This is a genomic window from Haloarcula salina, from assembly GCF_049603855.1.
GTDB classification, from domain to species: Archaea; Halobacteriota; Halobacteria; order Halobacteriales; family Haloarculaceae; genus Haloarcula; species Haloarcula salina_A.
Genome location: NZ_CP187146.1, coordinates 424,312 through 445,243, shown reverse-complemented (window position 1 = coordinate 445,243; position 20,932 = coordinate 424,312). Strand labels below are relative to the sequence as shown.

The 20,932-nt window shown below is 68.0% G+C and carries 23 protein-coding genes; 15 read left to right on the top strand and 8 right to left on the bottom strand.

The features are described 5' to 3' along the window. Window positions 1-135: 135 nt before the first annotated feature. From ACOZ4I_RS02275 to ACOZ4I_RS02245, 7 genes are all read left to right on the top strand, one after another. Complete coding sequence (locus tag ACOZ4I_RS02275; protein ID WP_424002609.1) at window positions 136-1,827, top strand: bacterio-opsin activator domain-containing protein; 1,692 nt, start codon at window positions 136-138, stop codon at window positions 1,825-1,827. Between the two features lie 70 nt (window positions 1,828-1,897). Then, window positions 1,898-3,892: an acetate--CoA ligase gene (acs, locus tag ACOZ4I_RS02270; RefSeq protein ID WP_424002607.1), complete on the top strand. Its 1,995-nt coding sequence runs from the start codon at window positions 1,898-1,900 to the stop codon at window positions 3,890-3,892. A 50-nt stretch (window positions 3,893-3,942) separates the two neighbouring features. Next, window positions 3,943-4,404, top strand: a complete 462-nt coding sequence (locus tag ACOZ4I_RS02265; RefSeq protein WP_424002605.1) for a DUF4212 domain-containing protein — start codon at window positions 3,943-3,945, stop codon at window positions 4,402-4,404. Next, complete coding sequence (locus ACOZ4I_RS02260; protein WP_424002603.1) at window positions 4,401-6,074, top strand: sodium:solute symporter family transporter; 1,674 nt, start codon at window positions 4,401-4,403, stop codon at window positions 6,072-6,074. Before ACOZ4I_RS02265 ends, ACOZ4I_RS02260 begins: the two co-directional genes overlap by 4 nt. Before the next feature lie 4 nt (window positions 6,075-6,078). Next, on the top strand, window positions 6,079-6,552 hold the full coding sequence (locus ACOZ4I_RS02255; RefSeq protein ID WP_424002601.1) for a universal stress protein: 474 nt from the start codon (window positions 6,079-6,081) through the stop codon (window positions 6,550-6,552). 84 nt (window positions 6,553-6,636) lie between these two features. Further along, on the top strand, window positions 6,637-6,858 hold the full coding sequence (locus tag ACOZ4I_RS02250) for a hypothetical protein (protein WP_424002599.1): 222 nt from the start codon (window positions 6,637-6,639) through the stop codon (window positions 6,856-6,858). 165 nt (window positions 6,859-7,023) lie between these two features. Next, window positions 7,024-7,251 (top strand): hypothetical protein, encoded by a 228-nt coding sequence (locus tag ACOZ4I_RS02245; RefSeq protein ID WP_424002597.1) that lies wholly within the window; start codon window positions 7,024-7,026, stop codon window positions 7,249-7,251. Between the two features lie 74 nt (window positions 7,252-7,325). Here the strand turns inward: ACOZ4I_RS02245 and ACOZ4I_RS02240 are convergent, their stop codons facing one another. Both ACOZ4I_RS02240 and ACOZ4I_RS02235 read right to left on the bottom strand, forming a co-directional pair. Beyond that, window positions 7,326-8,189 carry a CheF family chemotaxis protein gene (locus tag ACOZ4I_RS02240; protein WP_424002595.1) on the bottom strand — a complete coding sequence of 288 codons (864 nt, stop codon included), beginning with the start codon at window positions 8,187-8,189 and terminating at the stop codon, window positions 7,326-7,328. 55 nt (window positions 8,190-8,244) lie between these two features. After that, window positions 8,245-9,057 (bottom strand): undecaprenyl-diphosphate phosphatase, encoded by an 813-nt coding sequence (locus ACOZ4I_RS02235; RefSeq protein WP_424002593.1) that lies wholly within the window; start codon window positions 9,055-9,057, stop codon window positions 8,245-8,247. Window positions 9,058-9,142: 85 nt separating this feature from the next. Between ACOZ4I_RS02235 and ACOZ4I_RS02230 the strand changes: the two genes are divergently transcribed. The 4 genes from ACOZ4I_RS02230 to rnhB all read left to right on the top strand — a co-directional run bounded on the left by ACOZ4I_RS02230 (window position 9,143) and on the right by rnhB (window position 12,709). Beyond that, a complete protein-coding gene (locus tag ACOZ4I_RS02230) occupies window positions 9,143-10,252 on the top strand; it encodes a mechanosensitive ion channel family protein (RefSeq protein WP_424002591.1) in 1,110 nt (369 codons plus the stop codon). A gap of 73 nt (window positions 10,253-10,325) precedes the next feature. Continuing rightward, on the top strand, window positions 10,326-10,667 hold the full coding sequence (locus ACOZ4I_RS02225) for a DsrE family protein (protein ID WP_424002589.1): 342 nt from the start codon (window positions 10,326-10,328) through the stop codon (window positions 10,665-10,667). A gap of 54 nt (window positions 10,668-10,721) precedes the next feature. Continuing rightward, window positions 10,722-11,999 carry a tRNA pseudouridine(54/55) synthase Pus10 gene (locus ACOZ4I_RS02220; RefSeq protein WP_424002587.1) on the top strand — a complete coding sequence of 426 codons (1,278 nt, stop codon included), beginning with the start codon at window positions 10,722-10,724 and terminating at the stop codon, window positions 11,997-11,999. Between the two features lie 77 nt (window positions 12,000-12,076). After that, window positions 12,077-12,709 (top strand): ribonuclease HII, encoded by a 633-nt coding sequence (rnhB, locus tag ACOZ4I_RS02215; protein ID WP_424002585.1) that lies wholly within the window; start codon window positions 12,077-12,079, stop codon window positions 12,707-12,709. 490 nt (window positions 12,710-13,199) lie between these two features. Here the strand turns inward: rnhB and ACOZ4I_RS02210 are convergent, their stop codons facing one another. Next, window positions 13,200-14,786 carry an MMPL family transporter gene (locus ACOZ4I_RS02210; protein WP_424002583.1) on the bottom strand — a complete coding sequence of 529 codons (1,587 nt, stop codon included), beginning with the start codon at window positions 14,784-14,786 and terminating at the stop codon, window positions 13,200-13,202. Further along, entirely contained in the window at window positions 14,783-15,670 is an 888-nt protein-coding gene (secF, locus tag ACOZ4I_RS02205) for a protein translocase subunit SecF (protein ID WP_424002581.1), read from the bottom strand. Before secF ends, ACOZ4I_RS02210 begins: the two co-directional genes overlap by 4 nt. 102 nt (window positions 15,671-15,772) lie before the next feature. Between secF and ACOZ4I_RS02200 the strand changes: the two genes are divergently transcribed. After that, the gene (locus ACOZ4I_RS02200) at window positions 15,773-16,087 is read left to right on the top strand and encodes a hypothetical protein (protein WP_424002579.1); all 315 of its coding nucleotides are present in this window, start codon (window positions 15,773-15,775) and stop codon (window positions 16,085-16,087) included. Between the two features lie 30 nt (window positions 16,088-16,117). Here the strand turns inward: ACOZ4I_RS02200 and ACOZ4I_RS02195 are convergent, their stop codons facing one another. Together ACOZ4I_RS02195 and ACOZ4I_RS02190 are read right to left on the bottom strand one after the other, a co-directional pair. Continuing rightward, on the bottom strand, window positions 16,118-16,585 hold the full coding sequence (locus tag ACOZ4I_RS02195) for a DUF5812 family protein (RefSeq protein ID WP_424002577.1): 468 nt from the start codon (window positions 16,583-16,585) through the stop codon (window positions 16,118-16,120). A 76-nt stretch (window positions 16,586-16,661) separates the two neighbouring features. Next, window positions 16,662-17,228: a hypothetical protein gene (locus tag ACOZ4I_RS02190; RefSeq protein ID WP_424002575.1), complete on the bottom strand. Its 567-nt coding sequence runs from the start codon at window positions 17,226-17,228 to the stop codon at window positions 16,662-16,664. 141 nt (window positions 17,229-17,369) lie between these two features. Here ACOZ4I_RS02190 and ACOZ4I_RS02185 point away from each other — a divergent pair, with 141 nt between their 5' ends. From ACOZ4I_RS02185 to ACOZ4I_RS02175, 3 genes are all read left to right on the top strand, one after another. Beyond that, a complete protein-coding gene (locus ACOZ4I_RS02185; RefSeq protein WP_424002573.1) occupies window positions 17,370-18,680 on the top strand; it encodes a glucose-6-phosphate isomerase in 1,311 nt (436 codons plus the stop codon). Between the two features lie 23 nt (window positions 18,681-18,703). Next, window positions 18,704-19,846: a lysostaphin resistance A-like protein gene (locus tag ACOZ4I_RS02180; RefSeq protein ID WP_424002571.1), complete on the top strand. Its 1,143-nt coding sequence runs from the start codon at window positions 18,704-18,706 to the stop codon at window positions 19,844-19,846. Window positions 19,847-19,982: 136 nt separating this feature from the next. Beyond that, window positions 19,983-20,129 carry a CopG family transcriptional regulator gene (locus ACOZ4I_RS02175; protein ID WP_424002569.1) on the top strand — a complete coding sequence of 49 codons (147 nt, stop codon included), beginning with the start codon at window positions 19,983-19,985 and terminating at the stop codon, window positions 20,127-20,129. On the opposite strand, the gene ACOZ4I_RS02170 is transcribed toward ACOZ4I_RS02175, so the two are convergent. Both ACOZ4I_RS02170 and ACOZ4I_RS02165 read right to left on the bottom strand, forming a co-directional pair. Further along, window positions 20,126-20,584, bottom strand: a complete 459-nt coding sequence (locus tag ACOZ4I_RS02170; RefSeq protein WP_162412323.1) for an NOB1 family endonuclease — start codon at window positions 20,582-20,584, stop codon at window positions 20,126-20,128. The genes ACOZ4I_RS02175 and ACOZ4I_RS02170 overlap by 4 nt on opposite strands. Then, window positions 20,585-20,824, bottom strand: coding sequence for a PRC-barrel domain-containing protein (locus tag ACOZ4I_RS02165; RefSeq protein ID WP_162412324.1), 240 nt, complete (start codon window positions 20,822-20,824; stop codon window positions 20,585-20,587). Window positions 20,825-20,932: the final 108 nt, after the last annotated feature.

Sequence of the window (20,932 nt, the reverse complement as noted above, 5' to 3'; positions counted from 1 at the left end):
TCCTCGACACAGACGGAATACGAGCTCCCGCCTCGCGACCCACAGTGACTGGCACCCACAGTGGGCGTCTCAGACCAGTTCTATTACGGACAATGCGAACACTTATTTCGATATTCTGTATATTTCCGAAGTGGCATGGACGAGCCAGCGGACGAACTCGGCGAGCGCGGCTACGAGCGCCTCCGACGCGCGGCCGAGACGCACCGCTCGGATCTCGTGCTCCGCCTCGGCGCTGAGGTCGGGCTCCGTCCGGCGGAGATGACCGCCCTGCGGCCGGGCGACATCACCGAGTTCGAGGGCCACTACCTGCTGTCCGTCCACGACGGCGACGGGGTCGCGCGCGAGGCGTACCTCCCCGAGTCGGTCGAACACGACGTGCGCAAGTACGCGAACGCAGCCGGCGTCGCCGACGACGAGCCGCTGTTTTCAGTCTCCGCGCGCCGCCTCCAGATGCTCGTCAGGGAGGTGGCCGAGCGGGCGGCCGAGTCCGCACCGCGGCTGGCGGACGTATCCTCACGCGATCTCCGGTGGCGGTTCGCCGCGAGCCTCCTCGACGACGGCGTTCCGCCGGACGTGGTCTGTGCGCTCGGCGGCTGGGACCGGCTGGACCGCCTCGCGCCCCTGCTCGACGACCCCGACCGCGAGGGAATCGTCGCGGCGCTCGGCAACGCGGACGGCGGCGAGGTCTCGGCGCGCCTCCGGCAGGTCATCGCCGCAACGTCGGCCGTCGGCGAGGGGCTCACGGACGCCGCGACGGCGTCGGAGATCGCCACGACGGTCTGCGACCGCCTCGCGGCGACCGAAGGCTATCGGTTCGCGTGGCTGGCCGAGCGGACCGGGGACGGGCTCACACTCGGCGCGGCGACGGACGTGGCCGACGCCGCGGTCGACCGCCACCTCGACGACCACGCGGAGACGCTCACCGCCACGCTCGACGGGCGCGAGGTACACGTGCGCGAGGCCGCCGACGGACCCGTCGCGTTCGTCCCGATCGTCAGGGAGGGCGCGACCGCGGGCGTCGTCGGCGTCGGCCCGACCGAGGAGGTGACCGATGCCGAGCGGGATCTGCTCTCGGCGCTCGGCACGCAGGTGGGCCACGCGCTCGCCGCCGTCGAGCGCAAGCGCCTCCTGCTGGCCGACACCGTCACCGAACTGGAGTTCGAGTGCGGCGACGCGCGGGCGTTCACCGTCGGCTTGTCGCGCGCACTCGACTGCGACCTAGAGTTGTCGGGCATCGTCCCCGTCGGCGGGCAGTCGCTGCTGTACTACCTCGTGGTCGACGGCGCGTCGGCGGACGCGGTGCTGTCCTACGCGGCTGACGACGACACCGTCGCCGACGCGCGACTCATCGAAGACTACGGCGACGGCGCGCTACTGGAAGCGGTCGTGACGGCCGCTCCCGCCCTGAAGCTGGTCCAGAGCGGCGGGCGCGTCAGCGACCTGACCGCCGCGAACGGGACGGCGACAATCGCCGTCGAGATGCCGGGCGAGGTCGACATCAGACCGCTCGTCGACGCCGTCGTCGACGCTTACCCGGAGACCTCGCTGACGGCGAAACGGCAGACCGAACGCCCGGCCGAGACTGACGCCGGGTTCCGCGAGCGTCTGACCGATCGCCTCTCCGACCGACAGGAAACCGTCCTCCGGGCGGCCTACCACAGCGGCTACTTCGAGTGGCCACGCGGGACGACCGCGGAGGAGCTGGCCGACTCGCTCGACGTGTCCTCGCCGACACTCCACAACCATCTCAGAAAGGCCCAGCAGAAGGTCCTGACGGCGTTCTTCGACGACAACCCGGCGGAGCCCAGACAGCCGCTCGACGACTGAGTTCGTGACTGCTGTTACCATAGTTAGACCCCCCGTTTATATGCCCGCTGTGGAACATAGATGATAGACCATGGCAGATGATGATGTACAACTGGAGGCGCGACTCGAGGAGCAGGAGGTATTCGAGCCGCCGGAGTCGTTCGTCGAACAGGCGAACGTCAGCGACGAGTCGATCTACGAGGAGTTCGAGGAGAACTGGCCGGAGTGCTGGGAGGCGGCCGCAGACCTCCTCGACTGGGACGAGGACTACGACCAGGTGCTGGACGATTCGAACCCGCCGTTCTACAAGTGGTTCACCGACGGATCGCTGAACGCGTCGGCCAACTGTCTGGACCGCCACCTCGACGAGCGGGGTGACGAAGCCGCAATCGAGTGGGTCGGGGAACCGGTAGACGAAGACAACGTCACGTACACCTACGAGGAACTCCACCGCGAGGTCAACGAGTTCGCGGCCGGACTGCGAGAGATGGGCGTCGGCGAGGACGACGTGGTCACGATGTACATGCCGATGATCCCGCAGCTTCCCATCGCCATGCTGGCCTGCGCTCGCATCGGCGCGCCACACTCCGTCGTCTTCGCCGGCTTCTCCGCGGACGCGCTGGCGACCCGGATGAACTCCGCGGACTCCGAGTACCTCGTCACCTGCGATGGCTACTACCGCCGCGGTGACCCGCTCGACCACCTCTCGAAAGCCAACGAGGGTCTCGGCGGCGTCGAACACGACGTCGAGCGCGCCATCGTCGCCGAGCGCCTGATGGACGGCGACGGCTTCGGCCACGACTACGCCGACAACCAGGTCGCCTTCGACGACGTGGTCGCCGACAACGAGGGCGCGACGGTCGAACCGGTCGAGCGCGACGCCGAGGACATGCTGTTCCTGATGTACACGTCGGGGACGACCGGCCAGCCCAAGGGCGTCAAGCACACGACCGGCGGCTACCTCGCATGGTCGGCCTGGACCTCGCAGGCGGTGCTCGACATCAAACCCGAGGACACGTACTTCTGCTCGGCCGACATCGGCTGGATCACCGGCCACTCCTACATCGTCTACGGCCCGCTCGCGCTCGGGACCACGACGATGATGTACGAGGGGACGCCGGACCACCCGGACAACGACCGCCTGTGGGAGATCGTCGAAGACTACGAGGCGACCCAGTTGTACACCGCGCCGACGGCCATCCGGGCGTTCATGAAGTGGGGCAAGGAGTACCCCGAGCGCCACGACCTCTCCAGCCTGCGCCTGCTGGGCACGGTCGGTGAACCGATCAACCCCCGCGCCTGGAAGTGGTACTACAAGCACATCGGTAACGAGGAGTGCCCGGTCGTGGACACGTGGTGGCAGACAGAGACGGGCGGCATGATGATCACGACGCTGCCGGGCGTCAAGGACATGAAGCCCGGGTCCGCCGGGCCGCCGCTGCCTGCCAACGACGTCCGCATCGTCGACACCGAGGGCGAGGAGGTCCAGCCCGGCCGCGCCGGCTATCTGACGGTCAACAAGCCCTGGCCCGGGATGCTCCGGACGCTGTACAAGAACGACGAGCGCTTCATCGAGGAGTACTGGGCGGAGTACTCGGACACCGACAGCGACGACCCCGACGACTGGGTGTACTTCCCCGAAGACGGCGCGAAGATCGACGAGGACGGCTACATCACCGTTCTCGGTCGCGTCGACGACGTGATCAACGTCTCGGGCCACCGCCTCGGGACGATGGAGATCGAGAGCGCCATCGTCGGCGTCGAGGGCGTCGCCGAGGCCGCCGTCGTCGGCGGTGACCACGAACTCAAGGGCGAGGCGGTGTACGCCTACGTCATCACCGAAGACGGCTACGAGGAGAACGACGAACTGCGACAGCAGATCATCGAGGGCGTCGAGGACGCCATCGGGCCGATCGCCCGGCCCGAGCAGGTCATCTTCACGCCGGAACTGCCGAAGACTCGCTCCGGGAAGATCATGCGTCGGCTACTCGAAGACATCGCCAACGGCGAGGAGCTGGGTGATACGAGCACCCTCCGAAACCCGGACGTCGTGAGCGACATCGAGCGGAAGGTCCAGGGAGACTGACCGGCCCTTCTCGAATTACGATTTAAACACACTACAATCCGACGCTGACAATGAAAGATAGCGATTCACACGACGGCAGTAGCGGCCGCTCTGTCGCTCCCGACGGCGGGACGACGACGGACGCGGCGCGAGAACACCAGAACACGAACTACCTCGAAGAGGAGGTGAACCTCCTGAGCCCCAGTACGGCGTACATGCGCGACCACCTGCGGATCGTCTGGTCCGGCTTCATCGTCTGGGCGCTCATCGTCTTCGGACCGGTGACGCTGACGGTCATCGCGCCCGAAACCATGACCTCGATAACGGTTCCGCCGGGCTTCCCGCTGCACTACTTCTCGGTGGCCTTTGGCGGCCCGACCGGAGCGCTGCTACTCGCGTTCTGGTACGCCCGCAAGCGCGACGCGCTCGACGAGAAGTACGGCATCGACCACAGCGTCGCCGGAGCCGACACCGAGTCAGACGGCGGTGAGCGGGGCGACGCCGCGGCCACCGACGGGGGTGTCGAGCAGTGACGGTTCCCCTGCAGGCCGAGGCCCTCGACATCTCGTTCAAGCTCGTGCCCGCGATCCTCGTCTTCCTGATGATGGCCTCGTTCCTCGTCATCGGCTACGTGTTCAAGGTGGCCGACACCGAGGGGATGTGGGTCGCCGGCCGCGGCATCGGCAACATCGAGAACGGGATGGCCATCGGCGCGAACTGGATGTCCGCCGCCTCGTATCTCGGACTGGCCGGACTCGTCGCGCTCTCGGGCTTCTACGGCCTGGCGTTTATCGTCGGCTGGACGACCGGCTACTTCGTGTTGCTCATCTTCCTCGCCGCGCAGATGCGCCGGTTCGGGAAGTACACCGCGCCCGACTTCGTCGGTGACCGGTTCAACTCGCCCACCGCACGCGCGCTTGGGGCGTTCACGACGCTACTCATCGCGTACGTCTACTCCGTCGGACAGGCCCGCGGCATGGGTCTGGTCGGCCAGTACGTCTTCGGACTGGACATCATCCCGATGATCGTCGTGATGATGACCATCACCGTCGGCTACCTCGCGCTCTCGGGCATGCTGGGCGCGACGAAGAACATGGCGGTCCAGTACGTCATCCTCATCGTCGCGTTCCTCGCGGGCGTCTACGTCGTCGGCTTCTCGCAGGGCTACTCGACGATCCTGCCACAGATCGAGTACGGCGCGCTGTTCAGCGAACTCGGCCGCCAGTTCTCGGCTCCGTTCCGGGCCAGTTCCTACTACATCTGGGTCGCGACCGCGTTCTCGCTCATCTTCGGGACCTGCGGCCTCCCGCACGTGCTGGTGCGGTTCTACACCGTCGAGAACGAGCGGACCGCGCGCTGGTCCTGCGTCTGGGGGCTGTTCTTCATCCTCCTGCTGTACTGGGCCGCGCCCGCGATGGCGGCCTTCGGCGTCGACCTCTTCGGAGAAGTGACCGGCACGAACGCCTACGCCGCACAGGGCGGCATGTCCGGCGCTGAAGGCGACGTGATCGTCGTGCTCGCCGCGCAGTTCGCCAACCTCCCGACGTGGTTCGTCGGCCTCGTCGCCGCCGGCGCGATGGCCGCGGCGATCGCGACCACCGCGGGGCTGTTCATCACGGCCTCCTCGGCGGTCGCACACGACATCTACACCGAACTCATCAACCCCGACGCGACCCAGCGCCAGCAGGTGCTCATCGGCCGCGCCACCATCGTCGCCATCGGCGCGCTGGTGACCGTGACCGCGTTCAACCCGCCGGCGCTGATCGGCGAACTGGTCGCCTACGCGTTCTCGCTCGCGGGGACCGTGCTGTTCCCGATGTTCTTCCTCGGACTCTGGTGGGAGAACACCAACCGGGAGGGCGCGCTCGCCGGGATGACGGTCGGCCTCCTGCTGTGGATCGGCTCCGTCGTCAACAGCGTCCTGCCGAACTACATCGGCGCGCTCGGTGCGGCGGCGGGCGAGAGCGGCGCGCTCGTGCCCATCTACGCCCAGTACGTCCCGCCGATCGGCGCGGCGCTCGTCGGCACGCCGCTCGTGTTCCTCGTCACGATCGGCGTCTCGCTGGTGACCGAAGAACCGCCGATGGAGACCAAGCGGATGGTCCGGCAGTGTCACAGCCCAGAACCGATGGGCCAGCAACAGACCGCCGAAGACATCGTCAGCGACAGCGGCGGCAGCGGCGGCACCCCCGCAGACGACTAAACCAATGTACGAGCACATCCTCGTTCCGACAGACGGTAGCGAAACCGCGGAGAACGCGGTCGATCAGGCGATCGACATCGCCTCGAAGTACGATTCGACGGTCCACGCGCTGTACGTGGTCGACGTCGACGCCACGAGCTACTCGCTGGGCACCGAGCAGGTCGACCGCATCCGCCAGGGCCACCTCGACGAGATGACCGAGGTGAAAGCGGACGCAGACGAGGCCACCGGCTACGTCGCCGCCCGCGGCGCGGAACACGGCGTCGAGGTCGTCGAACACGTCACCGCCGGCGAGCCAGCCCGGGCCATCCGGAAGTTCGTCGACGACAACGACATCGACCTCGTCGTGATGGGGTCCCACGGCCGTTCGGGGCTCAAGCGCGTCATCCTCGGCAGCGTGACCGAAAAGGTGCTGCGACGGACCCGCCTGCCCGTACTCGTCGTCGACGTCCACGGCGACACCGAGGTAGCGGAGTGACCGGCCCGACGAAACACCGTCTCGCGAAACGACACCACGAATGATCACCACGAACTCACTGCGGACCGCCCTGGGAGGAGCGCGATGAGCCTCGTCGACACCATCCGCGAACACGTCCGCGACCACCAGCGAGGCATGGTCGTCGACCTCGTGTTCGCCATCGCCTGGGTGACCGTCGTCAGCGCCATCTTCGACCTGCTCCAGGGCCCGCAGTGGGCGTACTACCTGACGCTGGCCGGCGGCGTCGTCGCCTACTACGGCTTCTTCTGGTCGCTGGAGATCGCGCGCGAACAACAACGGTCGTAGGCGGCGATACCGCTGTCCGTTTTCTCGACACCGACTGTGAGACCAGCAGGCCCGCTCGCTCACTCACCCCCGATATTCAGGTGTGCGATATCCGCACCCACCGGTACTAATAAGCCAATGTAGTTCGATTGACTCTTTCACGGAACCACCCGCTGTGGAGCCACAATGATATACGAAAGTTCCTCGGGAGAGTACTACAGTGGCCTCGATATCTGGATGCGCTTCGAATCCGGTCTGTGGACCCCACACGACTGGGACGACGAGACCGGACAGGAGTGGGTCCGGGCCGACGACGGGACGGTCATCACCCTGACGCCGATCACGGAAGCCGAACTGCCCGACGGGATCTCGGTCACGGAGATCGACGACGTAGAAGCGGCCGAAGACCACTGAACGAACAGAACGCGGGACAGAGTACCGTCGACCCGTCCGCGGCTCCGACAGCGGCCCGCCCGCGACCGAAAATCCTACTTCTCGCTCATCGCTTCGCTCGCCATGTTCCGCCCCTGGGCGTTCAGCGCGACCTCGGTCCGCACCCTGACCTCGTCGACCGCGCCGATGTCGAGCAGTCGCTGGTAGATCTCCTCGACCTCGTCGGGCGTCGTCCCGACGAAGTCGGACATCTCGAACGGCGAGACACCCGAGTACAGCGCCATGAGCACCTGGCTCTCCATCTCGGAGAGTTCGTAGTCGTCCTCGCGGCTCTCGACGACGCTGGTGAACAGCGTCTCCAGCGCGCGGGTGTGGTGATCCATCCCCGAGAGGTGCGTCTCGACGCTGCGGTCCTGCTCGTCGGTGTGTTCGACCTCGATGACCGTCCGCTGCTGGCCCATCACGGTGCTGGTCCCGGTCTCGATGGTCCCCACGTCCTCGACCTCGAATGAGAGACCGCCGCCGTCGGGGAACTGGAGACGGACGACACCGTCGTCGAGCTGGAAGCGCGCCTTGCTCCAGGCCGCATCGTCCTGGACGACACCACCGACGACCGCCTGCTTTCGCGCGAGGATGACCTGCCCCTGCAGGGCCGCCCGAACGTACTCCGTCTCGAAGTCGTCGACGTTCGGCGCGTCGACGAGCAACACGTTGTCGCCGACTTCCAGCGCTGTCGCGCCGGCGGCGGCAGCGGGGATCAGGTCGTCCGAGTCCTCGGCGAGCCTGATCTTCGAGTGCGCGATGGGCTGTTTCGACCCGTTCGTCGCCAGTACGAGCCGTTTGTTGGTGACGATGAGCCGACACGAGCGCCACTGCGGATCGGCCACTTCCTCGCCGTTTCGGACGACGTACTGGAAGTCCCCCGACGTGTCGACCAGTTTGCGTTCGTCACCACTCATTGCCCCTGATACAGGTGATTTGGCCCCGAACGATATATAAGTTCCAGCACCGCGCTCACAGCGCGACGAGCAGGCCGCCGATGACGCCCAGCCCGCCGAAGACCGTACAGACCGCCCAGAAGGGGACGCGGCGGACGAGACGGACCAGCGCGTCGACGGTCAGGTAGCCGACCACAGCGCTGACGGCCAGCGCGACGACGGCCGGGAGCGGGTCGATGACGGGGACGCCGTCGTCGACCAGGACCAGCGCGTTGGCGGCGAGCGCGGCCGGGATCGACAGCAGAAAGGAGAGTCGCAGCGACGACTCGCCCTCGTGGCCGCGCAGCAGCAGGGCGCTGACCGTCGTCCCCGAGCGGGAGACCCCCGGTAAAATCGCCAGCCCCTGGAGCGCGCCGACGAGGAGGGCGTCGGCCCAGTCGGGAACGGAGCGCTCGCCGAGCGACAGCGCCGCGGCGAAGCGCTGGAGCAGGCCCGTCAGCACGAGCAGGCCGCCGACCAGCGCGAGAAAGAGCCCGCCCTCCAGCTCGGAGACGGCGGCGTCGAGCGCAAGGTAGGCCGGGAGGCCGGTGACGGCCGTCGCCAGCGTCGCGAGGACGAGAAAGGAGAGGTCGGCCGTCTCGTCGGCGAACGGGCGACGAGAGAGGCGGCGAGCGGAGTCGACGATGTCGCGGACTTCGCCGCGGTAGTACGCCAGCGCGGCGACGGCCGTTCCGGCGTGGAGAAACAGCGCGAGGCGGGTGGCCGCGGCGGGGGACACCCCGGTGACCACCGTCGAGGCGAGCGCGACGCCGCCCTCGCTCGACACCGGAATCCACTCCAGCACTCCCTGGAGGAGTCCCAGCAAGATCGCGACGAGAATCGGGTTCATACCCACGGGGCGGACGCCGGGCGACAAAGGCCGTTCGGTTCGGGGAAGGCGACGGTATATATAATCTCGCTGACCAACAGACGGTATGCAACTGGAAAGTGGGCTGGTGTCGCTCCTGGCGGGGCTCCCGGCCTGGCAGGGCTTTCTCGTCCTGATCGGGGGCGGCCTCCTCGTGGCGGCAGTCGTCCGCGTCCTCGGCGACCGACTGCTGAGGGAGGTCACTCCGCACATCAAGGGCGACGTCGACGACATCGTCTTCCGCGGTGTCCACACGGCGCTGTACGTCTCGATCGGCCTCGCCGGCGCGTACGTCGGCGCGCGACTGTACGACATCCGGCCGGCGATAGCCGTCTCGCTCGAAGCTGGGACGCTGTCGGTTATCGTCGTGGTCTGGATGACGACGCTGCTGCGCGTCGGTCGACAGGCGTCGGCCGCCGCGACCGACTCGGCGTACATCGACCGCCAGATGGTCCCCATCCTCCAGAACGTCTGGAGCGCCCTCGTCGCCGGCGGCGGCATCGTGCTCTTGCTGGTGCTGTGGGACATCGACGTGACGCCGCTGCTCGCCTCGGCCGGGATCATGGGGATCATCGTCGGCCTGGCGGCCCGCGACACGCTCTCGAACTTCTTCGGGTCGCTGTCGCTGTACCTCGACGGGACCTACAAGGTCGGCGACTTCGTCGTCCTGGAGACCGGCGAACGCGGCCGCGTCGAGGACATCTCGGTCCGCTCGACGGTCATCCGCACCCGCGACGACATCCTCGTCACGGTCCCGAACTCGAAGCTCAACAGCGCCGCCATCGTCAACGAGTCCACGCCGAAGCGCAAGCGCCGCATCCGCGTCCCCGTCGGCGTCGCCTACGGCACCGACATCGACGCCGTCGAGGAGATGCTACTCGATATCGCGACGGCGGAGGACCTCGTCCAGGAGCGCCCGCGGCCTCGGGTCCGCTTTCGCACGTTCGGCGACTCGGCGCTGAACCTCGAACTGCTGTGCTGGGTCGGGAATCCGGCGCTGACCGCCCGCGCCACCCACAAACTCAACCGAGCCATCTACAAGCGCTTCCAGGCCGAGGGCGTCGAGATTCCGTTCCCGAAGCGGTCCATCTCCGTCACCAGGGACGACAGCCCGGACGACCTGTTCGGTGAGCGCACGACGGAACTGCCGACGGACGGCGGCCGCCGGCCCGAGTGACGCGACAGCGGCCGGGCACGCGTCGGACAGGCCGCCGAGAACGTATTTATTCAATGATACCTAACGAGACCGCATGAGCGCAGTCATCCACCTCACCAGTGCCGCCGAGGACGACCAGCAGCACGCGCTCCGCTGTGCGGCCGTGCTCCGGGACAACGAATCGCTGGCGCTCGACGACGTGACGCTGCTCCTGCACAGAGAGGGCGTGTGGATTGCGACAACGGACTCTCCGGAACGGGACCGGCTTGTCGAACTGCTCGATAGCGGCGTGTCGGCGACCATCGGTACCACGTGTCTCGACGCTCGCGACATTCCCCACGACGACGTTCCCGCCGGGATCGACTTGGTCGATAGCGGCGTCAGCGAACTGGTTCGGCTGCAGTCGGCGGGACACGAGTACGTCAAGATCCCCTGAGTCGGAGCGGAGAGGTCGAAACGCAGTTAGGGGGGCGTCGCGTCGCCTCACTCAATGAGTGTACTGGAGGACGCCCGCGCGGCGCTCGCGACCGGGCCGCTGTGCGATTCCTGTCTCGGCCGGCTGTTCGCCGACCGGAGCTTCGGGCTTGCCAACGCCGAGCGCGGCCACGCCCTGCGGGTGACGCTCGCGCTGGCGGACGACGACCCCTTCGAGGAGAGCGAGGACTGCTGGGTCTGCGAGGGCGAGTGCGACCGCTTCGACTGGTGGGCCGAACAGGCCGCGAGCGCCGTCCGCGGCTACGAGTTCGACACGTACCAGGTCGGGACCAAGGTCCCGCCGCTGCTCGAAGAGAACGACGCCTTGCTCCGCGAAGACGTGGGCCTGGACGCCGACGCCGGCGAGGCGCTGAAGACGGAACTCAACCGCGAGGTCGGCAAGCGAATCGGCGACCTGACCGGCGCGGAGGTCGACTTCGGCCGGCCGGCGGTCCAGTTCACGCTCGACCTCTCGACGGACGAAGTCGAGGTCCATGTCAACTCCGCGTTCGTCTACGGCCGCTACCGCAAACTGGAGCGGGACATCCCGCAGACGAAGTGGCCCTGCAACGACTGCAACGGGACGGGGCTGTGGCAGGGCGAGCCCTGCGACGGCTGTGACGGGACCGGCTACCGCTACGACGAGAGCGTCGAGCAGTTGTCCGCGCCGGTCGTCCTGGAGGCGATGGACGGCGAGGAGGCGGTGTTCCACGGCGCGGGCCGCGAGGACGTGGACGCACTGATGCTCGAATCGGGCCGGCCGTTCGTCATCGAAGTGATGGAGCCGCGAACGCGGGACGTGGACACGGAACAACTGGAAGCCGAGGTCAACGCCTTCGCCGACGGAAAAGTCGAGGTCGAGGGGCTCGAACTCGCGACCCACGAGATGGTCGAGCGCGTCAAGGAACTGGACGCGTCGAAGACCTACCGGATGGACGTCGAGTTCGAGGAGGCCGTCGAAGCCGACGACTTCGAGGCCGCACTGGCCGAACTCGACGGCGCGACGGTAAAGCAGGAGACGCCCCAGCGGGTCGCCCACCGCCGCGCGGACCTGACGCGGACGCGAAGCGTCTACGGGGTGACCGGCGACCTGATCGACGACCGCCACGCCGAACTCCGCATCCACGGCGAGGGCGGCCTCTACGTGAAGGAACTCGTCTCCAGCGACGAGGGGCGGACGGAGCCGAGTCTGGCCGGCCTGCTCGGCGTCGGCGCCGAAGTGACCGCCCTCGACGTGGTCGACGTGCAGGGCGAGGACGAGCCCTTCGCCAAGGACGAGTATCTGAAGGAGTAGGCGGTGCGGGTCGGCCGCTCCGTCGGAGCCGCCCGCCGACCGGAATCGGTTTCTCCCCGGACGAACACCGACCAGCCATGCGATTCGGTGTCGACGAGGCCGGCAAGGGACCGGTGCTTGGGTCGATGTTCGCCGCCGCCGTCCGGGCCGACCCGGCGGCGCTCCCCGAGGGCGTCGGCGATTCGAAGGACATCGCGCCCGAGCGCCGCGAGCGACTGGACCGCGAGATTCGAGAGTGCGCGACGGTCGGCGTCGCCGAGATCCCCGTCGAGCGCATCGACGACGAGGAGACGGACATGAACGCGCTCACCGTCGCGGCGCAGACCGAGGCGCTGGCACAGGTGGCTCGAGACGGCCTCGAAGGCACCGTCGACGCGGGCGACACGGACGCCGAGCGGTTCGGCCGCCGCGTCGCCGCCGGTGTCGACGCCGACGTGCGCGTGACGGCGGCCCACGGGGCCGACGAGACGGACCCGCTAGTGGGCGCGGCCTCGATCGTCGCGAAAGTCGCCCGCGACGCACATGTCGACGCGCTGGCGGCGGAGTACGGCGCGGTCGGATCCGGCTACCCGAGCGACCCGACGACGCGGACGTTCCTGGCCGAGTACGTCGAGCGCCACGGCGACCTGCCGGCCTGTGCCCGCCGGTCGTGGTCGACGTGTGACGACGTGCTCGCGGCGGCGGAACAGGCGACGCTGGGCGAGTTCTGAATACCGAAAATTCCCGCAGACGCGGCTTGGAGTCGGACGGGAGATGTTTTCCGCAGTCCGTACGGCCGTGCCAGCACTTCGTGCCACCTGTAGTCGGGCTCTCACCGACCTTGCCCTGACGGGCTTTAGCTGGGCTTTCACCAGCGTTTGGCGGCGTACTGGGTTCTCGAACGCCCCTCGCGCGGCGTCCGGTACTTGGCCTTGACACCGATCCTGCCGGCCGGACCGGCGATGGACTGGTGCGGTTCTCCTTCAGAGCGTTAACCTCGGAACCGTGTTATCGGTCGCTTGGTTGTTGCCCCCAACGCGTTCCGTTCCGTCCCGAACGGACAGTCTGAAGCGCGTCGTCCGATCGCTCCCCGCATCTAACGGGATGTGAACATAGGGCACGGACGACAATAAGTCATTCGGTTGTAATTTGTGATGGCGTACCAAGGATGGGGGACACGGCCGACTCCCCCGACAGAGAACGCAAAAACGCGACTGCGGCTCAGTCCTCGTCCAGCACGAGGTTCCGCAGGATGTCGCCGTAGGCCGGGCGCGTCACCAGCACGCCGACGAGGACGCCGACGATGGTGATGATGGCGAACCCGGAGAGGTCACCCAGCGGGAGGACCATCAGCGGACTCATCGCCATGATGGTCGTCGCCGCCGCCGCGCCGATGACCCAGAACGCCTTGCGGAAGCGGCTCTGGAAGACGCGGCCCGTCTCGACCTCGCCCTGCTGGAGAATCTCGTCGGCGATGATGATGAGGTCGTCCACCCCCGTCCCGATGACGGCGATGAAGCCGGCCAGGTGCGAGAGGTTCAGCGGGTACTGGACGAACGCGACGAACCCGAGGAGGATGAACACCTCAGAGAGCGCGGTGGCGACCATCGGGACGACGACCTCGACCCGCTTGTACCGCACGTAGACGACGAGGCTGACCATGAGGACCGCGATGAGGCCCGTCAGCAGGGAGTTCTGCTTGAAGCGCTCAGCCAGCGCCGGGTCGAGCGACGCGCCGGAGTCCTCAGAGAGGTCGAGCGGGGCGGGCAGCTGGCCCGCCTCGAGGTTCAGTTCGATCTCGTTGGCCTGCTCGGAGCCGTTGGTCTGCATCACGTACACCGGGTCGTTGGCGAACTCGCCGTTCGCGAAGCTCCCGCCGAGGCCGGGGGTCACCCCGCGGGCCGTGACGACCTCGCCGTTCAGCGTGTGGACCAGACAGCCGTCGCCGGTGGTCTGCTGGATGTCCGAGTGGTTGTAGTTCCCGCAGGACGCGCCGTCACCGAACCCGGCGTCGACCATCCGCTGGGCGAACGCGTCCGCCGCGTCCTGCCTGACGGTGATGTACACCGCCCAGCCGACGCCCTCCCTGTTCGCGGACGAGATATCGTCCATCTGAGAGCGCTGGAGCACCTCCTCACGGACGTAGGAGCCGTTCTCCCCGCCCGGATACACGGCATATATCTTGACCACACCGCGCTCGTTCAGAATCTCGACGAGGTCCTCGCGGTCCCGGTCGGGGGCGGTGATGCTGACGAAGTGCTCGCCGCCGGGGACGTTGACGATCTGGACCGACGCGCCGCTGAGCGCCGAGGTCCGAAGCTTCTCGTCGATCGTCGCGATCATCTCCTGGCGGGTCTCCCGCGTCACGCCGTCGCGGACGGTGTCCGGCTGGTAGCCGTTGGCTTCGAGCGCGGCGCGCAGTTCCTGCTGGGTGACGTTCTCGATGACGACCTCGACGGCTCCCGTCTGGCGGTCGTTGCTGATGGGACGAACTCGAACGTCGATGGTGTCGACGCCGAGTTCGTCGGCCACCGTCTGTTCGAGCTGGGTCGCCTCCGTCGCCTGCACGTCGACGCCCTCGGCGGTGATGCCCACGATGGGCGCGCGGAGACGGGTCCCGCCGCTGAGCTGGATGCCGTAGTTGAGGTTCGTCAGCTGGCTGGCGCTCTCAGTTCCCGGACCGCCGGCGTCTCCTCCCCCGTCGGCACTCGTCCCCGGCGGGACCCCGGGGACGAACAGCGCCGTGGCGCTGGCGACGAGAAGGACGACCAGCGCGACGATGCGCCAGTTCTCACGGAGGGCGCTCATCGGTTCACCCCCTCGTACTTGTACCAGCGAAGCAGCGTCACGTTGAGCATGTACGTGTTCATGAGGTCGGCTGTCAGCCCGAGCACCAGAATCAGCCCGATGTCAGCCATCAGGCCGATCCCGAAGAACGTCGCAGAGATCGCCATCACGGCCATCGCTGCGATCGAGGTCAGCGTCATGGTCACACCGGTCCGCATCGCGCGGTAGGTCGACTCGTAGAACCCGCCGGAACGCCGGAGGACGTGGTTGTTCAACAGGATGTCCGAGTCGACGGAGTACCCGATCAACATGAGGAAGGCCGCGACGATGCCGAGCGAGAGCTGGATTCCCAGCAGATTCATGATCGCGAGCGGGATCATGATGTCCGAGAACGCCGAGATGACGATGGCGATGCTCGGCACGAACGTGCGGAAGAACGCGAAGGCGAGCAGGCTCATCCCCACGAACGCGACGCCGACGCCGATGACGGCGAGTCGCTGGTTCTGCGCGCCGAACAGCGGCGACGTGGTCCCGCTCCCCAGTAGGGTTATCCCGTCGGCCGACTGGACCGCCGACCGGACAGAGGACACGTCGGTCGAGTTGTCGAACGTGACGACGTACTGGTTCTCGTAGGTGGAGTCCGAGGTGGTGGTGATGCCCTGGATGGAGACCACCGGTTCCTCGAAGGTCCCGGCGATCTCGTCGTTCGTGAGCGTGGAGTTCGACCCGATCGTCAGTTCCGTCCCACCGGTGAAGTCGATGCCCCGGTCGACGGGCGCGCCGGTGACGACCCACCAGCCGCCGACGACGGCGAGCGAGAGCACCAGCACCGCCAGCGGAACCGCCACCAACTGGCGGTTCGAATACCGGGTGTAATCGACTTCCGGGACCTCGAACTCGAACATGAGCGAACGGTGTGAGACGGGTCCGAATAAGCCTTCTCAATCCGCCCGGGGAGCGCCCCGGTCTCCCGCAGTAATTTGGTGTGTGGGCACGTACGGCACACCATGACTGACGAGGCCACGACGGTCGAACTCTCCTACCCGGCGGACCTCAGCGGCTGGGGTCGCCAGAAAGTCGAGGGGTCGCCGTTCCGCGCGTACCTCAGGAAGGTCCACGACAGCGCCGCCGTCGGCGACGTGTGGACGGAGTTCGTCGGCGTCGGGTGCTGTGGCGACACGCTCGATTTCCCGCTCCGCGTCGAGTCCGTCGAGGGCGGCTCCCGCGTGACCGACGACACGGCGTTCGCCTTCAGCGAGCGCGAAGCATGCGGAATCGCAGGCGGCTGGCAGGTCCAGAGCGCCGCCGGGCCGACGGAGTAGCGGTCGACGGATCGCGGTCTCGAAGTGATTTCAGTCGGGCAGGTAGCGCACGCTGACGACGCCGCGCTCGGTGCGCACCTCGACGCGGTCGACGCCGAGGCGCGCCGCCCGCGAGACGGTCGCCTCGTCTGCGACAACGTCGGCCGCGGCCGACTCGGTCTCGTCTTCGGGCACGGTCAGCACGTGGATCTCGCCCTCGCCGGCGCGCTCGACCGTGGTCAGTTCGCCAGTCGGCTGTTCGGCGGCGATGTCGGTGGCCTGCGTCGTCGGCGCGAGGTCGACCGTCTCGACCGGGATAGTCCGACGTTCTTCGACCTCGGTGACGGTGTAGGTCACCTCCATCGGCGGCTCCGGTTCGACCGTCCCCTCGATCACTTCGCCGGCCTCGACGCCGGGGTTGTCCGAGAGCGTGAGCACCTGCGAGTCGCCGACGTTCCGAAGCGTCGCCGAGTCCTCGTCGGCGTGCGTGACCAGGAACGTCCCCTCGATGGCTGTCATACCCCCGGTTTGGCGACGGGCGTTTTTCCCCGTTTCGACCGCGGGAGCGAGCCTGCGCCGCCGGTGCGACGCGGCGCTACTTCAGCAGGCGGTGGACGAGGTACATCACCCCGACGGCCAACAGCGGCGGGACCAGCCCCGCGAGCGGCGTGAGCGAGTAGAAGAAGCCGACGACGACGCTCTCCGTCGGCTCGCGTAGCTCCGCCGGTGCGGAGACGAGCAGCGCGAGGTACAGCGACCCGACGAACAGCAGCGCCGAGAACGCGATGCCCCGATCGTAGGCCACCGACGACCCCGTCCGGCGGTGGCGGCGAGCCACGGAAAGCACCGGCGCGAGCAACGGTGCGACGACGAGCAGGCCGACGAACAGGAAGAACGTCCGCGAGAAGGTGAACGTCCCGCCGCGGACGCTCCCGGTGGCGGCCAGCTGGACGATCAGGCCGAACGTGAAGACGAGGGCGATGACCGCCGACAGGAGCAGAGCGACGGGCACGTACGCCTTGCACAGCAGCGAGTCCGTCGCCCGGAACGCGTACAGGAACGCGCCGGGGAGCCCGCGGTACGGCTCAGCGCCGTCGTCCTGACCGCCCGCCGCCTCGGAGTCCTCTCCGGTGACGGAGTCGGCGGCCGTCGCGTCTGTCATGGCGGGCCGTAGGGTCACCGCGCCGTTAAGCGTCTCGTTGTCGCGCCGCCGACCCAAATCGACCGGACAGCCGCTGTCCGGGAGCCGGCCGAACAGCCGCCGTCCGGGAGTTGTTTGTACCCGCCCCTCGACAGCCCGAGTATGCACGTCGATATCGGGGCCGCACTCGCGAGCGCCGCCGACCCGGGCATCGAGCGGGACGCGCTCGACGACCTGGACGAGCGCGTCGCCGATGCCCACGAGCGAATCGAACGGGGACGAGCCGACGGGGAGTTCGGCTACGCGTCGCTGAATCTCCCGGAGACGACCGACGCCGACGCGATCCGGGACGCCGTCGAGCCGGTGACCGACGCCGAGTCGGTCATCACCGTCGGGATCGGCGGCTCCGCGCTCGGCGCGCGGACCATCACGGAGGCGCTGGCCGACGACCCCGGCCGCCACGTCGTCCTCGACAACGTCGACCCGGAACACGTCGAGCGGACGCTTGCTGGCCGCTCGCTCGCCGACACCGCCATCAACGTCGTCTCGCGCTCCGGGACCACCGCGGAGACCCTGGCGAACTTCCTCGTCGTCCGGGCGGCCTACGAGGACGCGGGCGTCGACTGGACCGAGCGCATCGTCGTCACGACGGGCGAGTCCGGCCCGCTGCGGGCGCTCGCAGACGAGCGCGACCTGCCGACGCTGCCGGTTCCCGAGGGCGTCCCCGGCCGCTTCAGCGCGCTCTCGGCGGTGGGGCTCGTCCCGCCGGCCGTCCTCGGACTTGACATCGAGGGCCTGCTCGACGGCGGGCGGGCCGCGGCCGAGGACCTCGCGCCGTCGCTCTATGACTCGCCGGCCTACGCCTACGGCGCGATGTGCTACGCGCTCGAAGAGCGGGGCGCGTCGATCAACGCCTTCATGCCCTACGCAGAGCGCCTGGAGTCCTTCGGCGAGTGGTTCGCACAGCTCTGGGCCGAGAGCCTCGGGAAGGACGGCCGGGGCCAGACCCCGGCCCGCGCGCTCGGCGCGACCGACCAGCACTCCCAGCTCCAGCTGTACCGGGCCGGCCCGCGCGACAAGGTCGTCACCTTCGTCAGGCCGCGCGAGCGCGCCGACGTGGCGATTCCCGACCCGGACCACGAGGACCTGTCGTACCTCTCGGGGACCGGCCTCGGCGACCTCATCGACGCGGAGTACGAGGCGACAGTCGCCAGCCTGCCCGCGGCCGACCGCCCGGCGCTCGAAGTCGAGATCGACCGCCTCGACGCCCACAGCGTCGGTGAACTGCTGTACGCGATGGAGGCGGCCTGCGTCCTCGTCGGCGAACTCGCGGGCGTGGAGACGTTCACCCAGCCCGCCGTCGAGTGGGGGAAAAACGCCACGCGAGCGCTCGTCCGTGGTGAGGAAACCGAGGAGACCGCCGTCGTCGACGACCGCGAGCGGCTTCGAGTCGGCGAAACGGAGTCCATTTAGGACGCCGACCCCGACTGCCGACAATGGACGACACTGCCGCGGAGTGGGGGGTGCTCGCCGCCGGCCTCGGCCTCGTGGCCGTCGCCGCGACCGAGAGCGGCCTCGTCAGTTGGGTGACGCCGGCGACGACGCTTGGCCCGGTAAGCGCCCGCGCCGTCGTGGGCCTCGGGTTCGCGCTCGCGGCGCTGGCGTTCTCGCTCGCCCGTCACGGGACCGTCACGTCGCGACAGAGCGGGCTCGGCGCGGCGGCCGCGAGCGCCGTCGCGGTGCTGGCGACCCTCGTTGCGTTCTTCGGGCCGACGTTCCAGGCCGGCGGCGAGACAGCCATCGGCGTCGCCCCCTACCTGACCGTCCTCATCGGCGCGATTTCACTCGCGCTCGGTCGCGCGCTCGCGACGGGTGTCCCGACCGACCGGCTGTACGCGGTTGCCCGAGCACTCTCCGTCGCGACGATGATCGGCCTCGTCGGGTACGTGGTCGGCGCGCTCGTCGCGCAGTTCGCACTCCTCGGGGCAATGCTTTCCGGCCTCGTCAGCGCCGGCGCGCTCGAAGGCGGCACGGTCACCGGCCCAGCGTACCTCGTCATCACTGTCGGGAGCGGCGTCGGCTTCATCGCCTTCGGAGCGGCGGTCGCCTGGCGCCTCGGCCGGACGTGGGCCGACCTCGACCTGACCGTGCCAACCCTTCGGGACGTGGGCTACGCGGTCGGCGGCGTGGTCGTGCTCCTGGTGGCACTGATCGCGTTTAGCCAGGCACTGCGCCTCCTCGGCCTCGAAGCGGCGACCAGCAGCGTCGAAGAGTTGGCCCGGCAGAACCCCTCGTTCCTGCTCCTGATGGTGCCGCTGTCCTTTCTCACCATCGGGCCGAGCGAGGAGTTCCTCTACCGGAACCTCATCCAGAAGTACCTCTACGACAGCTTCGGCGAGGTCCGCGCCGTCGTCCTCACCAGCGCCGTCTTCGGCGTCGTCCACTTCAGCCAGTACAGCACCGGGACGCCGACGCAGACGCTCCTCTCACTGTTGCTCGTCTTCGTGCTCTCGACGCTGCTCGGAGCGAGCTATCTCAAGACCGAAAATCTGCTCGTCCCCGTGTTCATCCACGGGGCCTTCAACGCGATCCAATTCCTCACGCTGTACCTGGAGATTACGGGCGGCCTCGGGGCGTGAGACGGCTCGTCGCCGCCTCGTTCCGGAGACCGGCGGCCGAGCCGACGACCGCCGAGACACAGCGGCAACCGTCCGTCTGCGTCGTCTGACTGCCGTCTGACGGGTGTTTATGCGAGCGGTCGTTGTACGGGTGGGCATGTCTCGGCGGTTCACAGTCGTCTGCGACGAAGACAAGACGCGGGCCATCGAAACGCTCGCCCGCCGGTACGGGATCACCGAAGAGGAGGTCCTCAAGCAACTCCTCGAACTCGGTCTCGAAGCCAGAGACGGCCAGACGGCCTAGGCGGGGTTCTTCCGCGAGAGCTGGCTCCCGCAGATCGGACAGCGGTCGTGGTTGTCGTCGAACTCCCGACCGCAGCCGGCACACTGGAACCGCCAGTCCCGCTGTTCGGTGATGCCGTCGCGGGCGATGACCTCGACGCTCACGTCGAGTTTCTCGGCGACGTTCTGCATGGCGTAGTCGTCCGTGACCAGTCGGCTGTCGAGTTCGAAGGCGGCCGCGATCAGGCGAACGTCGGTCTCGGAGAGCTCCGCCAGATCGCCCGTCTCGCGGGCGGCGCGCTCGATGCGCTCGACGGTGTTCTCCTCGGGGATGTGGAGGTGCATCCCCGAGCCTTCGAGCGCGTCGAAGCGGTAGGCCGCCTCGTCTTCGAGTTCCTCGCGGACGAGCGGAATCGTCGCGATCTGCTCGTCGGTGTGATACTCGTTGATAAACGCCGAGGAATCCAGAACGTACATCTAACGCTGAACGATCATGTGGTCTTTGACGGCCTTGACCCGCCCGACGGGGACGAGCAGGCGGCCCTGGTCGCTGTACTCGAAGTCTGTGTTGCGAAGCGAGTCCGCGGGGTCGATGACGAGGTTGTGCAACGCGCCCGAGGAGAAGTCCATCGTGATGTTGTAGAGACTGCCGATCTCCGCGCCGTCGGTGCCCATCACGTCTTTCCCCGAGAGGTTCTCTGCGAGTATCGCAGCCATACCCCCTTGTTCCGAACGCGGTTACATAAACGCCACGGGGACGTCTGACGGTGTGACCGCCCGAGTGCGTCCGTGACCGACGGAATCCGGGGGGTGGCCACGGGGGCA